General features: G+C 49.6%; 11 protein-coding genes. 7 read left to right on the top strand and 4 right to left on the bottom strand.

What is annotated here, in order from left to right:
- The first annotated feature begins 120 nt into the window (after nucleotides 1–120).
- The 3 genes from DBY95_RS07960 to aroG all read left to right on the top strand — a co-directional run bounded on the left by DBY95_RS07960 (nucleotide 121) and on the right by aroG (nucleotide 3,826).
- Nucleotides 121–1,617, top strand: a complete 1,497-nt coding sequence (locus DBY95_RS07960) for a subtype B tannase (RefSeq protein WP_199903879.1) — start codon at nucleotides 121–123, stop codon at nucleotides 1,615–1,617.
- A 209-nt stretch (nucleotides 1,618–1,826) separates the two neighbouring features.
- Nucleotides 1,827–2,504, top strand: a complete 678-nt coding sequence (locus tag DBY95_RS07955; RefSeq protein WP_107723971.1) for a TIGR02117 family protein — start codon at nucleotides 1,827–1,829, stop codon at nucleotides 2,502–2,504.
- A gap of 278 nt (nucleotides 2,505–2,782) precedes the next feature.
- Nucleotides 2,783–3,826 carry a 3-deoxy-7-phosphoheptulonate synthase AroG gene (aroG, locus tag DBY95_RS07945; protein WP_003683923.1) on the top strand — a complete coding sequence of 348 codons (1,044 nt, stop codon included), beginning with the start codon at nucleotides 2,783–2,785 and terminating at the stop codon, nucleotides 3,824–3,826.
- A gap of 189 nt (nucleotides 3,827–4,015) precedes the next feature.
- Here aroG and DBY95_RS07940 read toward each other — a convergent pair whose 3' ends face one another.
- Nucleotides 4,016–6,193: a TonB-dependent siderophore receptor gene (locus DBY95_RS07940; RefSeq protein ID WP_107723969.1), complete on the bottom strand. Its 2,178-nt coding sequence runs from the start codon at nucleotides 6,191–6,193 to the stop codon at nucleotides 4,016–4,018.
- A 211-nt stretch (nucleotides 6,194–6,404) separates the two neighbouring features.
- Nucleotides 6,405–7,010, bottom strand: a complete 606-nt coding sequence (gene wrbA / locus DBY95_RS07935; protein WP_004520937.1) for an NAD(P)H:quinone oxidoreductase — start codon at nucleotides 7,008–7,010, stop codon at nucleotides 6,405–6,407.
- 99 nt (nucleotides 7,011–7,109) lie between these two features.
- Between wrbA and DBY95_RS07930 the strand changes: the two genes are divergently transcribed.
- From DBY95_RS07930 to xth, 4 genes are all read left to right on the top strand, one after another.
- Entirely contained in the window at nucleotides 7,110–8,312 is a 1,203-nt protein-coding gene (locus DBY95_RS07930) for a YihY family inner membrane protein (RefSeq protein ID WP_107723968.1), read from the top strand.
- A 99-nt stretch (nucleotides 8,313–8,411) separates the two neighbouring features.
- Nucleotides 8,412–10,193: an extracellular solute-binding protein gene (locus DBY95_RS07925; RefSeq protein WP_107723967.1), complete on the top strand. Its 1,782-nt coding sequence runs from the start codon at nucleotides 8,412–8,414 to the stop codon at nucleotides 10,191–10,193.
- A gap of 415 nt (nucleotides 10,194–10,608) precedes the next feature.
- Nucleotides 10,609–10,887 (top strand): ArsR/SmtB family transcription factor, encoded by a 279-nt coding sequence (locus DBY95_RS07920; RefSeq protein ID WP_049331758.1) that lies wholly within the window; start codon nucleotides 10,609–10,611, stop codon nucleotides 10,885–10,887.
- Between the two features lie 167 nt (nucleotides 10,888–11,054).
- Nucleotides 11,055–11,825, top strand: a complete 771-nt coding sequence (gene xth, locus DBY95_RS07910; protein ID WP_107723965.1) for an exodeoxyribonuclease III — start codon at nucleotides 11,055–11,057, stop codon at nucleotides 11,823–11,825.
- Nucleotides 11,826–12,378: 553 nt separating this feature from the next.
- Here the strand turns inward: xth and DBY95_RS07905 are convergent.
- Nucleotides 12,379–12,960, bottom strand: a complete 582-nt coding sequence (locus tag DBY95_RS07905; protein WP_107723964.1) for a hypothetical protein — start codon at nucleotides 12,958–12,960, stop codon at nucleotides 12,379–12,381.
- Between the two features lie 24 nt (nucleotides 12,961–12,984).
- Nucleotides 12,985–15,012, bottom strand: a complete 2,028-nt coding sequence (uvrB, locus tag DBY95_RS07900; protein WP_107723963.1) for an excinuclease ABC subunit UvrB — start codon at nucleotides 15,010–15,012, stop codon at nucleotides 12,985–12,987.
- Nucleotides 15,013–15,296 lie beyond the last annotated feature (284 nt).

Below are 15,296 nucleotides of genomic sequence, written 5' to 3'. Positions count from 1 at the left end.
CGTAACGTACAACACCGCATAACGCTACAAAAAAATCAGGCCGTCTGAAACCCGACTTGGTGTTTCAGACGGCCTGAGTATTGGTTATCATATCCGTTCACCTCTTCAGAAAGTATGATGATGAACGCCCTAAACAAAACCCTCTTATCCGTTTCTGTCGCGCTGGGATTGAGCGCCTGCGCTTCCGTCAAAACCGCAGACACCTACGACCTAGACTTCTCCAAACAAAAATACACCGAACAAAGCATCGAAGTGAACGGTCAGGCGGTTAAATTCCGCGCTTACGAAGGCGTAGTTTACGTCCGCAATCCTGTCGATACCCGTTACGAAATCATCAATATTTATGTACCCGAAGCCTATTACAACGGCGGTGAGATAGACGGTTTCAACGCCGAAACCGCACCGATTTTCCTGCCCAACCAAATCGGCGGCTATATGCCGGCCAAACCCGGCAAACCTGCTTTAGAAGGCAAACGCGGCGAGCCTGAAGACGGCCAAAAATCGCCCAACGCCGCCCTGGTTGCCCTCTCCAAAGGCTACGTCGTCGCATCCCCTGGCGCACGCGGCCGGACAGAACCCACCGGTAAAGCACCTGCCGCTATCGTTGATTTGAAAGCCGCCGTCCGTTACCTGAAAGCCAACGACAAAGTCATGCCCGGTGATGCCGAAAAAATCATTTCCAACGGCACAAGCGCAGGCGGCGCAATGTCCGCCCTCTTAGGCGCAACAGCCGACCAAAAAGATTACGAAAACCACCTCGAAGCCTTAGGAGCGGCAGACGGCAGCGACAAAGTTTTCGCCGTATCCGCCTACTGTCCGATTACCGATTTGGACCATGCCGACATGGCTTACGAATGGCAGTTCAACGGTATCAACGACTACAAAAAAATGAACATTTCCATGCTCGACTACCGCGTCAAACGCGAGCTGGTCGCAGGTACACTGACCGATAACGAGAAAAAACTGTCCGACCTCCTCAAACCCCTATACCCCGCATACCTCAACAGCCTGAACCTGAAATCCCCCGAAGGCAAACCCCTGACACTGGACGCCCAAGGCAACGGCAGCTTTAAAAACCATATTGCCGGTTTAATTGCCCAATCCGCACAAGCCCAGCTTGATGCAGGCAAAGACCTAAGAGACCGCACTTGGCTGACCGTCCGCAAAGGCAAAGTCGTCTCCGTCGATTTCGATGCCTACGCCAAAGCCGCCGGCCGCCAAAAAACACCGCCGGCCTTTGACGGCGTAGATTTAAGCACAGGCGAAAACCAACTCTTCGGCACCAATACCGTCGACAAACGCCACTTCACCGCGTTCTCCATGCAACACAACACCGCCGCCAACGCCGAAATCGCAGATGAAGAAACCATCAAAATCATGAACCCGCTCAACTACATCGGCAAACCGGGCGTAAATCTGCCGCAAAACTGGCGCATCCGCGTCGGCACCAACGACCGCGACACCTCACTGGCAGTCTCCGCCATCTTAGCCGCCAAACTGCAAAACAACGGCCAAACCGTTGACTACGCCCTGCCTTGGTATGTCGGCCACGGCGGCGATTATGACTTGGACGAACTATTTGCCTGGATGAAACAGGTCAGCAGCTCTGCAAAATAAGCGTTCCAACATGGATTGAGATGAGATTTGGTATCCCGTTTTAATTGGAAAAAGGCCGTCTGAATATTTCAGACGGCCTTTTTTTATTCAAGTTAAACAACCATTTTTATCATTAGTCGCAAGATACCATCTATTCATTTCTAATGAAAAAAGTACAAATTTAATGGAAAATACACACCTTCAAACTTAATTGCCTTTAAAAAAAACGAATGCGTTCCTTCCTTCACATCCTCAAAAAAATCGGCAAAATAGCGCTGATTATCCCTATTTTTGCCCTATTGTATTTTTTGTCTGCTTGGATGATGGCTTCATTGCCGCTTAATGAAGAGCAGCCCAAAGGGGAAATTACTTTATTTTTAGTCAGTAACGGCGTGCATACTGATGTAGTCATGCCGCTGAAGAATGATATTTTTGATTGGTCGAATGTCGTCAATCCAAAAGACACGCTTTCTACTAATCCTCAAATAACGCATATCGGTTTAGGCTGGGGGGAGCGCAATTTTTATTTATACACGCCTGAGTGGAAAGATTTGACTTTCTCCAATGCTTTAGGTGCATTAAGCGGGCTGAACCGTACGCTGATTCATGTTACTTATTATCCTTTTGAACCACGAGAAAATAGCCACGTCGTCAAATTTTTGGTCACGCCTGAGCAATACAGGAATTTAACAAAATCGCTCTTGGCCGGTTTTCAACAAAAAAATGGGCACCCCATCTTGCTAAAAGGAATTCATCATCAATCTAACGATGCTTTTTACGAAGCCAAAGGGCGCTATCATTTATTCAATACTTGTAACACTTGGTTGAATGACAAATTGGTTGAAAGCGGCCTTAAAGGCGTGTATTGGACTCCTTTCTCTTCGCCCTTGCTGGAACAATATCGATAGCCTTCACGCTTCTCAATTTTTGGTCTATGTAAGACTTCAGGCCGTCTGAACATTTTCAGACGGCCTGTATTTTGATAAAACCCCAAAACCCTTTATTATATAAATAAAATTCTTAAATAGCATTAAATATTAATTTTTATAAACAAACTGATTTTAAATTCTATAAAATAATTAAAATAAAGAAATTTTAGAATAAAATTGCTAAAACAAAAAACTAAGCCTTGTTTAATTCTGCTAAAACCTGTAACCTGTATCAAAAATAAACAAGAGAGTCCATCATGTCCCAACACCACCCTACCGATGACATTAAGATCAAAGAAGTCAAAGAGTTACTCCCTCCAATCGCACATTTGTATGAGCTGCCTGTTACGCCTCAGGTTGCCAATTTAGTTTATAAAACGCGTCATGAGATTTCGGATTTGGTTCACGGCCGCGACAACCGTTTACTGGTCATTATCGGCCCATGCTCGATTCACGATACTAAGGCGGCGGTAGAATATGCGCAAAAATTGCTGCCTTTGCGCAAAAAATATGAGAAAGAGCTGCTGATTGTAATGCGCGTGTATTTTGAAAAACCGCGTACAACTGTTGGCTGGAAAGGTCTGATTAACGATCCGCACTTGGACGGTACGTTTGACATTAACTACGGCCTGCGCCAAGCGCGTCAGTTGTTGCTGACTTTGAACGAAATGGGCATGCCTGCTTCGACTGAATTCTTGGACATGATTACGCCGCAATACTACGCCGACCTGATTTCTTGGGGCGCGATTGGTGCGCGTACGACTGAAAGCCAGGTACACCGCGAATTGGCCAGCGGCCTCTCCTGCCCTGTCGGTTTTAAAAACGGTACGGACGGCAATCTGAAAATCGCCATCGACGCCATCGGTGCCGCCAATCATCCGCACCACTTTTTGTCTGTAACCAAAGCCGGTCATTCTGCGATTGTCCACACCAGCGGCAACCCTGATTGCCATGCGATTTTGCGCGGCGGTAAAGAGCCTAATTACAGCGCAGAACACGTTAAAGACGCGGTTGCGCAGCTTCAAAAAGCCGGCGTGAGCAGCAAACTGATGGTGGACTGCAGCCATGCCAACAGCCGTAAAGACTTCCGCAAACAAATGGATGTAGCGCGCGATGTTGCGGCGCAGCTGAAAGCCGGTGAAGAAAACATCATGGGCGTGATGGTGGAAAGCCACTTGGTTGAAGGCCGCCAAGACAAGCCTGAAGTTTACGGTCAAAGTATTACGGATGCCTGCATCGGTTGGGATACGACTGAAGAATTGCTGGCCCTGCTTGCCGAAGCGAAAGGTTACCAAGCGTAAGTGCGAAATCATTAAAAAGACCGGATATGTTCCGGTCTTTTTTGTGCCTGTCATTTTGATTTCTTTGCTCAAGATACCGAGCAAGTTTTAGTCAGGTTTGACATCAAAACAATATGAGAAAAAAATTCAGGTCGTCTGAAAACCCGATAATTTAGGTTTTCAGACGGCCTGCACTATTTTTCTTTTCAATTAGAACGTATGTTTAACCGTTGCAGTCACACTACGCGGCGTGCCGTAAACGTGAATATCCGGCATGGTGCGATAGCGTTTGTTAAACACGTTTTCAAAGTCCAAACTGATGCGGGTGGATTTGCCAATTTTGTAATGACCGGTCAAGTCCAGCGTTGCGTACGGACGTTGGGTCAATGCGGCGGCGGCGGCCGGATTGATGTCTGCAGGGTATTCATCCAGCGTGTGGCTGCGGCTTTGCCAGTTGACGTTGGCACCCAGGTTCAAACGGTCGGTCACGTCATACGCGGTAAAGAGTTTGAACAAATGAACCGGATAAGACGGATGCAGTTGAACACCTTCGCTGTCTTTGATTTTGGAACGTGCATAAGACGCATTCAGCAGCCATTTGTCGCTCAGGCGGCCGCCGACAGAGAGTTCCACGCCTTTTGTTGTGGTGTTGTCGGCTGCACGGTAGTATTCCTCGCCATTCGCGAATTTGCCTGCAACCACGCCCAAATGGTCGCGTTTGTTCATAAAGACGGAGGCGGAAGCATTCAGACGGCCTTCAAACCATGACGCTTTCAAACCGGTCTCGTAGGTTTTGCCGCGCTGCGGTTTGAGCGCCGCGCCGTCTTTGGTCAGGTAACGTACTTGCGGACGGAAAATGGTGGTGTAAGATGCATAGGCGGTCAGATTGTCGCCGATGTCGTAGGTTACGCCCAAATAAGGAATGAAAACGTTTTGTTTGTGGCTGCTGTGTGCGAATTTGTTGCGGTCAGTGCTGTAACGGTAACGCCAATCCACAAAACGGCTGCCGCCGATAAAGGCGAGCTTATCGGTCAGTTTGAAACGGGTCGAGCCGTAAACCGACAGGTTTTTCATGTGTGAAAAACCATCGCGTAGATATGGCATATCGGGTTTGGCGATGTTGCCGTTAAAGAGGCGCAAATCAGGAATCATCGACTCGCCTTCTTCATAGAAAGACAGGTTTTCTTTGTTGTCCTGATAGCTGATGCCGACATTGAACTCGTGCGAGCGGCCCAACGCCGGATAATGGCCGTCCAAGGCCAATGAAAAATTCTGGTCGCGGTATTTGCTGCGATCGCGGTCAGACGTAAAGAGCGCGGAATAGTCGGATTTGATGACATAAGTACCGGCAATGCCTGAAACGATGTCATTTTTGCCCGAAACATGGCTGTAATCGCCTGTCAGTTTCCAGCCGTTGTCAAACTCATGACTGAGGGAAGTGAACACTTCGGCACTGGTGTCTTTGCCGTATGCCCAGCGTGCGGACGAATTGCTGCGTGGCGAAGACTCAAACGGTTTGAATCCGTCTTTACGATTGCCTGCTGCGGTCAGGTAGCTGAAACGCGAGCTGCCGGTATTGCGGAAACGGTGTATTTCCGTACCGAGGCGCCATTGGGTTTGCGGCGTGATATCGTAAGACAAAGTACCGTAGAAAGTGTGATTATGGCGCGATGTACTCGGCAGGTAATCGCCGCCATGGTCGCTGACCAAAATAGCGCGGCCGCGCAAGGTATTGTCTGCATTCAAAGGCTGATTGGCATCAAGGACGAAGCGGTAGTGTTTCCACGAACCGACACCGGCTTCCACACTGATGGCTGGCTTGGCAGTCGGTTTTTTGCGTTCCAAAGCAACCGTACCGCCCGGCTCGCCCATACCGCCGTTGGACAAACCGCTTGCGCCGCGCACGACGACGACTTGTTCGTACAATGTGCTGTCCAGATTGTTGGTGCCGCGGCGGATGGCTTTACCGTCGTAAAGGAATTTGGGCGCGCCGTCTACGGAAATGCTGTCAATCGCCTGACTGCGCGAAATAAATTGGCTGTGGCCGGATACGTTGTTGCCCATTTTGCTGTGGAACACGCCTGGCGTTTGTTTCAATACGTCCTGCAAGGTATCCAAACCTTGGTCGTCCATTTGTTTTTCTGTGACAACGGACAAGGACTGCGGCGTTTCGCGCTGGGTCAGGCGGATGCCTGTTGCGACAGAGGAAGCAGGAATGGTGTAGTTGGAAGTAGTCTGTTTTCCGACACCTTGGACGGTAACTGTCGGTAAATCGACACGCTCTTGCGGCTGGGTATTTTCTACTTCGGTTGCGAAAGAATACGCCGAACACAGCGCCAGACTGACGGCAAAGCTTAATTTGCCATAGGGAAATACGGGTAGTGACATAGCTTCTCCAGTTAGCTGATGTTTTAATTTGGTGGCAGATTCTATCAAAAAGATGTAGTCCGATGAAACTATACTCTAGCCCCTATTTTCTAAGTAGTTCGTTTAATTCAAAATATTTATTTTTAAGCTAGTCCTAATTAACTAAAAAGGCCGTCTGAAAACCCGCATCATCAGGTTTTCAGACGGCCTTAATCTTTTTATTACAAGGTAATCAGTCTGCCAATTTTCTTGCCAATTCTGCCAAACGCTTACCTTGCGCAAAGGCAATATCGTTTTCTTCGGCAGTCAATGCCGGCTTGCTGTCGTGGCCGGAAACATGGCTTGCGCCATAAGGCGTGCCGCCGCTTTGGGTATTGCTGAGCGCGGACTCGGTATAGGGAATGCCGCTGATGACCATGCCGTGGTGTAACAGGGGCAGCATCATGGTCAGCAGGGTGCTTTCTTGGCCGCCGTGCAGAGAAGATGTACTGGTGAATACGGTGGCAGGTTTGCCGACGAGTTCTGCACCGAGCCAAAGGGGAATGGTACCGTCGATAAAATATTTCATCGCGGCGGCCATATTGCCGAAACGTGTCGGGCTGCCGAGCGCAAGGCCGGCACAATTTTTGAGGTCGTCGGCAGTCGCGTAGGGCGCGCCTTCGTCGGGAATGGCTTTTTCAACGGCTTCGCAAACGGTGGAAACTTTGGGAACAGTACGCAACACGGCTTCGCAACCGTCCACGCTTTCAATACCGCGCGCGATTTGGCGGGCAAGGTTGCGCGTGCTGCCGTTTTGGGAATAAAAGAGGACGAGGATTTTCAGAGGATTTGGGTTCATTTGGGGTTTCCGTTACAATGCTGTCAGGTTTCAGACGGCCTTTTAAATACTCAGGCCGTCTGAAAAGAAGAAATTTCAATTTAAAAGTGGGAAAAGGTTATGCCGTTTTCGCAATGGTGGCAAGGTTTTTTAAAGAGTAAAGGCGTGGCGTTTGCTTGGTTTGTCATGCACCGTTTTGATGAGGAGCGTGTGCCGCAGGTGGCGGCAAGCATGACGTTTACGACGCTTTTGGCTTTGGTACCCGTGTTGACGGTGATGGTCGTCATCGCTTCGGCCTTCCCCGTTTTCGACCAATGGTCGGGGGAATTTGTCTCTTTTATCAACCGCACCATTGTGCCGCAGGGCGCGGATATGGTGTTCGACTACATCAATGCGTTCCGCGATAAGGCCACCAAGCTGACGGCCATCGGCAGTGTGATGTTGGTCGTAACCTCGCTGATGCTGATTCGGACGATAGACAATGCGTTCAACCGGATTTGGCGCGTCAATTCGCAACGGCCTTGGATGATGCAGTTTTTGGTGTATTGGGCGTTGCTGACGTTTGGACCTTTGTCTTTGGGCGTGGGCTTGTCGGTCGTGATCGGTCAGGTGCAAGTAGTGGGCGGCTCGGAATGGCTGAGGGTTATCACTACGGTTTCATTTATTACGGTGCTGCTGTGGGGTTTATACCGCTTTGTGCCCAACCGTTTTGTGCCTGCCAGCCATGCTTTGGTCGGCGCGGCTGTAACGGCGTTTTGCTTGGAAACGGCACGCTTTTTATTCGCTTGGTACATGGGCAACTTTGACGGCTACAAATCAATTTACGGCGCATTTGCCGCAGTACCATTTTTCCTGTTGTGGCTCAACCTGTTGTGGACGCTGGTATTGGGCGGCGCGGTTTTGACCTCGTCCCTGTCCTACTGGCGCGGCGAAGCGTTCCGCCGCAGTCTGGATGCGCGCGGCCGCTTTGACGATGTATTGAAAATCCTGTTGCTGCTCGATTCTGCCCAACAAAACGGCAAGGCGTTGCCGGTGCAAGAGTTCAGACGGCATATCAATATGGGCTTTGACGAATTGGGCGAGCTTTTGGAAAAACTGGCGCGACACGGCTATGTCTATTCCGGCCGTCAGGGCTGGGTCTTGAAAATGGGGGCGGAGTCCATCGACTTGGCAGAGCTGTTCAAACTCTTCGTCTACCGTCCGCAAACGCTTAATAAAGATAAGGTCAATCAAACGGTTGACCACATTATGCAGCCCTGCTTGGAAACCTTGAACATGACGCTTGCCGAGTTCGGCGCCCATACGAAAAAACAATCCTCTTAAACCTGACGCCGTCTGAAACCAAAAATATCAAGTTTCAGACGGCCTTTGCTATAATCGGCACACTACTGAATACTACATTCGACCTACAAGGAAAAATAGATGAAAACACCAGCCCTACTCTCTCTGCTTGGTTTGATTCCATCTGCCGCCTTTGCCGCCCACGGCGTAGGCCTTGGCCAACCACCCAAATATCCGGCCAACTTCACCGCCTTCGAATACGTCAATCCCAACGCCCCAAAAGGTGGCACGTTTACCACGCCTTTCCTCGGTGCTTTTGACACGCTCAACCCCTTTACCCTCAAAGGCAACCACGAATACGGCATCAGTATGCTGACGCTCGACACCCTGACCGAGCAAAGCATGGACGAACCTTACGCCGTTTACGGCCTGATTGCCGAAGACATCGCCCTGGCGCCGGACGGTCTTTCCGTTACCTTCAAAATCAACCCCAAAGCCAAATTCCACAACGGCGATCCCGTTTTGGCCAAAGACGTTGCCGCTTCATTTAACATCCTGACCAAAGACAAAGCCGCCGCCCCCATGTACCACTTCTACTGGAGCGACGTGGCCAAAGTAGAAACGCCCAACGACCGCACCGTCGTGTTCCGCTTCAAGCAGCGCAACTCAGAATTGCACATGATTCTCGGCAGCCTGCCCGTCTTCTCGCATAAAAGCTATCCCAAAGGCCTGGCCGCCGCGCCCAACAGCCTACCCATCGGCTCCGGCCCCTACCGTTTTGCCAAAGCTGAAAACGGCCGCATCAGCGAGTTTGTCCGCGACAAAAACTACTGGGCGCAAAATCTGCCCGTGCGCAAAGGCCGCTACAACTACGACCACATCCGCATCAAATACGTCAAAGACGAAGTTGTCCGCATCGAAGGGCTGAAAGGTGGCCAATATGACTTCGTACAAGAAAACGTCGCCCGCAACTGGGCGCGCGCCTACTCCGACGAAGTCCTCAAAAAACGTAATCTATCCAAACACGAATGGGTACAAAACAGCACCGCAGGCATGCAAGGCTTCGTCATCAATATGCGCCACAAGCCCTTGGACAATATTTACGTCCGCCGTGCCTTGATTGAAAGCTTCGACTACGAAAGCGTCAACAGCCGCATCTTCTACGGCGCATACCGCCGCACCGACAGCTTTTTCACCAACAGCACCATGGCCGCAACCGGCAAGCCCGACCGTGCAGAAACCGCATTGCTCAAATCATTGGGCACCAAGCTGCCCGACGGCGTATTAGATCAAGACGTCCCTATGCCGCCGGTTACCGACCCCAAACTGGGCGTGCGCCCGAACCTGCTCAAAGCACGCGCCCTGCTTGAAAAAGGCGGCTATCAATACAAAAACGGCAAAGCAGTCGACAAACAAGGCAAACCGCTGACTTTTGAATTCCTCGCCCCAAGCAAAAACTACGAGCGTATTACCGCAAAATGGCAGCGCGACCTCGCCAAAATCGGCATTACCATGAACGTGCGTACCGCCGACTCCGCCGTGTACCAAAAACGCATGAACGACTTCGATTTTGACGTAACCACCGGCTACTACGGCAACAGCGAAAGCCCCGGCAACGAGCAATACGACTACTTCAGCTGCGCCGCCGCCAAAACCGAAGGCAGCCGCAACCTATCCGGCGTCTGTCATCCCGCGGTTGAAAAACTGCTGACCCATTTCAACAGCTTTACCAACCGCCAAGAGCTGCAAACCACCTCGCGCTCACTCGACCGACTAATCCGCCACCAATACACCATCGTTCCAAACTGGTTCGCCGACCGCTATCGCGTCGTGTACCGTAACGATGTGGGCATTCCGTCCAAGCTGCCGAAATACTACGACCCCATCACCTTCGCCATGACCGCAGGTTGGAAGAAAAAGTAGTCGCATTTCGACAACACATCCAAGCGTCTGACAAGTCCTGGGCGTGTAGTCCTAAGCATATAATCATAAAACCTTGTTGTTTGTTTAAAAATAATCAATCAACTGATTTCAAACAAACATAAAAGAAAAAACAACTTAAAACCAAATCAAAGGCCGTCTGAAACATCCGTCAGCAAAATCGTCTGCAACGGAACATTTCAGACGGCCTTTTCGTCTCTTTTCAATCCATTTTCGCAACCGAAGCAAAATATCGAAAATGAACAAAAAAATTGCAAAACAATGCCCTCAAATTTTACAAAACCGTGTACACTGCAAGGTAAGAGTTTGAATTATAAGGTTAATCTTAATAAAAACCACAATCATCCAAATTTAACCTAAATCAAGCATTCATATAACAGACAAAAGGAACAATAATATGGAAATCAAGCGTCTCTCTACCATTCTCAAACTGATTGCCAACCCCGAACGTATGGCCATTCTTTTTCTGCTGCTTGACGGCGACCGCAGCATTACCGAACTGGCACAGGCACTCGACTCCTCCCCAACTGGCATCGCCAACCACCTCGCACGCCTGCGCACCGAAGGCATCATCGATTTCACACGCTACCACCGCATCATCGAATACCGCATCATCTCCGAAGAAGCCACCACCATCCTCAATACCCTGCGCACGCTCAAAGACCAAGCCGAATAAACATATTATTCCACATCACAATATCAAGGCCGTCTGAAACATCAGCTTTCAGACTGCCTGCCCCTTTCAGCCCATATCGAAAAATAAACCAATCCGCTATACAATACCGCCCATGCCCACAGGCACAATCCGCCGCCTTCCCACCCAACAGCACACACGGAAACATCATGAAAATCGCCACTTGGAACGTCAATTCCCTCAACGTCCGCCTGCCCCAAGTACAAAACTGGCTGGCCGACCACCAAGCCGACATACTCGCCTTACAAGAACTCAAACTCGACCAAGACAAATTCCAGGCCGCCGCCCTGCAAATGATGGGCTGGCACTGCGTCTGGAGCGGCCAAAAAACCTATAACGGCGTCGCCATCATCAGCCGCCACGAGCCGCAAGACGTACATTGTGGCCTTCCCGCCCTTCCCGACGACCCGCAACGCCGCGTCATCGCCGCCACCATCAACGGCGTGCGCGTCATCAACGTCTATTGCGTCAACGGCGAAGCACTGGACAGCCCCAAATTCCAATACAAAGAACAATGGTTTGCCGCATTGACCGAGTTCGTCCGCGCCGAAATGGCCACACACCCCAAACTCGTCCTGCTCGGCGACTTCAACATCGCCCCCTCTGATGCCGACTGCTACGACCCCGAAAAATGGCACGAAAAAATCCATTGCTCCTCCATCGAAAGACAATGGTTTAAAAACCTGCTCGACCTCGGCCTGACCGACAGCCTGCGCAAAGTCCACCCCGAAGGCGCGTTCTACACATGGTTCGACTACCGCGGCGCCATGTTCCAACGCAAACTCGGCCTGCGCATCGACCACATCCTCACCAGCCCCGAACTCGCCGCCACTCTTACCGACGTTACCGTCGACCTAGAAACCCGCGCCCAAGAACGCCCCAGCGACCATGCGCCGGTGATTGCTGAGTTTGACTGCTAACACTTTGAATTAAGAAAAAATAAGGCCGTCTGAAAATTGGATTTCAGACGGCCTTTATTCTAAAAGTTTTCAGATGACATTTGAGGTCTTCTGAAGATTTGAAACAATGGTTTGAACAGCAAAAAACGCGTGCGTGCGTACCGCACACACCCTTGTATATCGGAACTCCCGTATCATAGCAACAAACCGCTACGTCGGCCTTAAAAGTTTGTACCATCCGCAGGTAGTATGTAGCGTAGCCACGCACGCGGTTGGTAAGAATGCAGGCTACGGCTTGCTGATTATCTGGTATCCGGAGAAAATTGAGGGGGTATTTGGGTAGAATCAGTGAATATTTGGAGTGAAAACAGCCGAAAATCTGTGTTGGGGTTTCGACTGTTGGGAGAAAAAGGAATTTTGCAAAGGTCTCAATCCAATAGTATTAATAAACAAATAAGATGCTCTGATACAGTTATGAAATGACTATATTAAAAATATGGTTCTATAAATGTATTTTACAGCCAGCAGGTAGGGGCGTGATTAATAAATGGCTACCTTGTGCTTACTCAATAATTTATTCCTTAATAAATGGCTTATATTGTTCATAACTAAAAATTTCTTTTTGGATTTGTTGTTCACTACCCAACAATCCATAAATAGGAAAGAAAACAAAAATAACTAAACAAACCACACCTAAAGTAATAGCTCCTTGAGACCAATTAAATGATTTAAATATATTAATAAATAAAATTATTACAAAAACAGCTAAAATACCAAAGATTAATTTAATCCCTATAAATGAGACTTTTCGTTTTTTATAACACAACAAAGTATCATCCCATTCAATTACTGCAATGCCTTTTGCCATGCCACCTTTAGCAAAAATTATTTTTAGCAGTTCTGGAAGTTGAATATTCTTAGACAATAAAAAATCTAATTCAACTATTGATAATTCTTTTAAATAAGGCACCTTTTGTTGTTCTATTTGCTGTATCAAGTTAGGTTTATTTTCTTGCAACAATTTCGGTCTAATATTTTCAAGATAGGTTTGAATGATACTTAACTCTTCTGGCGTTGGCTCTAATTCTCCCAATAAGAACTTTTTTATATTTTTTTTGCTTAATAGGAAAAATATTAAATTAATATAGTCTTTCATACTTTATATCCTTTCTCTAATTATTTACTCTACTCCAAATAACAACCCTTCCTTAATTCCCCGAATTCTATCCCGCAACACAGCAGCCTCTTCAAACTGCAAATCCCTAGCTGCCTGCTGCATAGCTTTTTCCAGTTTGGCGATTTCTTTAATCGCGTCTTCTTCGTTGTGGATTTCGCCGACTTTGACCTTGTTTTTGCCTTTCAGACGACCTTTGCCGCTGTCTTCTTCGTGGTACACGCCGTCGATGATGTCTTTGACCTGTTTTTTAATCTGCTGCGGAACGATGCCGTGTTCTTCGTTAAATTTAATCTGTTTTTCGCGGCGGCGCTCGGTTTCGTCGATGGCGGCTTTCATGGAATCGGTGATTTTGTCGGCGTACAAAATAGCGACGCCGTTCACGTTACGCGCGGCGCGGCCTATGGTTTGAATCAGGCTGCGGTGGGAGCGCAGGAAGCCTTCTTTGTCGGCGTCGAGGATGGCGACAAGAGAGACTTCGGGGATGTCCAAGCCTTCGCGCAAGAGGTTGATGCCGACGAGTACGTCAAACAGGCCGAGACGCAAATCTCTAATAATTTCAACGCGCTCGACGGTGTCGATATCGCTGTGCAGGTAGCGCACTTTGATGCCGAGTTCGCTGTAATAGTCGGTGAGTTGTTCCGCCATGCGTTTGGTGAGGGTGGTAACGAGCACGCGTTCGCCTTTTTGGATGCGGTCGTTGATTTCGCTCATTAAGTCATCGACTTGGGTGGCGACGGGGCGAATGATGATTTGGGGATCGACCAGCCCTGTGGGGCGGACGACTTGTTCGACCACTTGTCCGGCGTGTTCTTCTTCGTATTTGGCGGGGGTAGCGGAAACGAAGACGGTTTGCGGCATGACTTTTTCAAATTCGTGGAATTTGAGCGGGCGGTTGTCGCGGGCGGAAGGCAGGCGGAAGCCGTAGTCGACCAGGTTTTGCTTGCGCGATGCGTCGCCTTTGTACATGCCGCCGATTTGGGTAACGGTCACGTGGCTTTCGTCGATGAACATGATGGCATTGTCAGGCAGGTAGTCCATCAGCGTGGGAGGCGGTTCGCCCTCTTTTTTGCCAGAGAAGTGGCGGGAATAGTTTTCGATGCCTTTGCAGAAGCCCATTTCGTAGAGCATTTCGAGGTCGAAGCGGGTACGCTGTTCGATGCGTTGCTGTTCGACTGGGCGTTGTTCGCGGGCGAAAAATTCGATGCGTTCGCGCAATTCTTCTTTGATGGACTCGCAGGCGCGCAATACAGTATCGCGCGGGGTAACGTAGTGGCTGGACGGGAAGACGGTGTAACGGCCGACGCGTTGGATAAGGCTACCTGAAAGCGGGTCGAACATATCGAGGCGGTCGATTTCGTCGTCGAACAGGCTGATGCGCAAGGCGTTTTCGGAGCTTTCGGCGGGGTACACGTCGATCACGTCGCCGCGCACACGAAAGCTGCCGCGTTTAAAATCCAAATCGCCGCGTTCGTACTGCATGGAAACAAGCGTGGCGATAATGTCGCGCTGCTCGATGGTGTCGCCTTCTTTGACGGACAACACCATTTGTTGATACTCGGTCGGGTCGCCGATACCGTAAATGGCGGACACGGTGGCGACGATAATCACGTCGTCGCGCGTCATCAGGTTTTTGGTGGCAGAAAGGCGCATCTGCTCGATGTGCTCGTTGATCGCGCTGTCTTTTTCTATGAACAAATCGCGGCTGGGCACATAGGCTTCGGGTTGGTAATAGTCGTAGTAGGAGACGAAATATTCCACCGCGTTTTCGGGGAAAAACTCGCGCATTTCGGCGTAGAGCTGGGCGGCAAGGGTTTTGTTGTGCGCCATGATGATGGCGGGGCGGCCGCTTTGCGCGATGACGTTCGCCATGGTATAGGTTTTGCCCGAACCGGTTACGCCGAGCAGGGTTTGGTAGGCCAGGCCGTCTGAAAGCCCTTCGAGCAGGTCGGCAATGGCAGTAGGCTGGTCGCCGGCGGGGGGAAAGGGTTGGTGGAGTTTAAACGGAGAATTGGGGTATTGGATGACTTCCATAAGACAGCCTGTTTTATATTCAGGTAAAGAGAAGATTATAACAAAGGGCCGTCTGAAAATTGATAGTGTGCCAATCTGATAAGACTAAATATTTCTTCTCCTTCCTTAGCTAACTGAGGTTGGTTGTGTTAGCTGGACAATTAAACTACCCTCTCCCAGGACGTGCCTGTGCACGTCCTTTTTACTTTCTTATCTCCTTTCCACTCTATTGTCACCCCATAAAAGGCTTACACTCCGCATCATTGCCCCTAAATATCTCCTCACCGTCCGTACAGCTGCCCTTC

Origin of the sequence: Neisseria subflava (genome assembly GCF_003044935.1) — a bacterium.
Lineage (GTDB): Bacteria > Pseudomonadota > Gammaproteobacteria > Burkholderiales > Neisseriaceae > Neisseria > Neisseria subflava_E.
The sequence above is the reverse complement of the archived record's forward strand: the minus strand, read 5'-3'. Positions and strand labels throughout refer to the sequence as shown.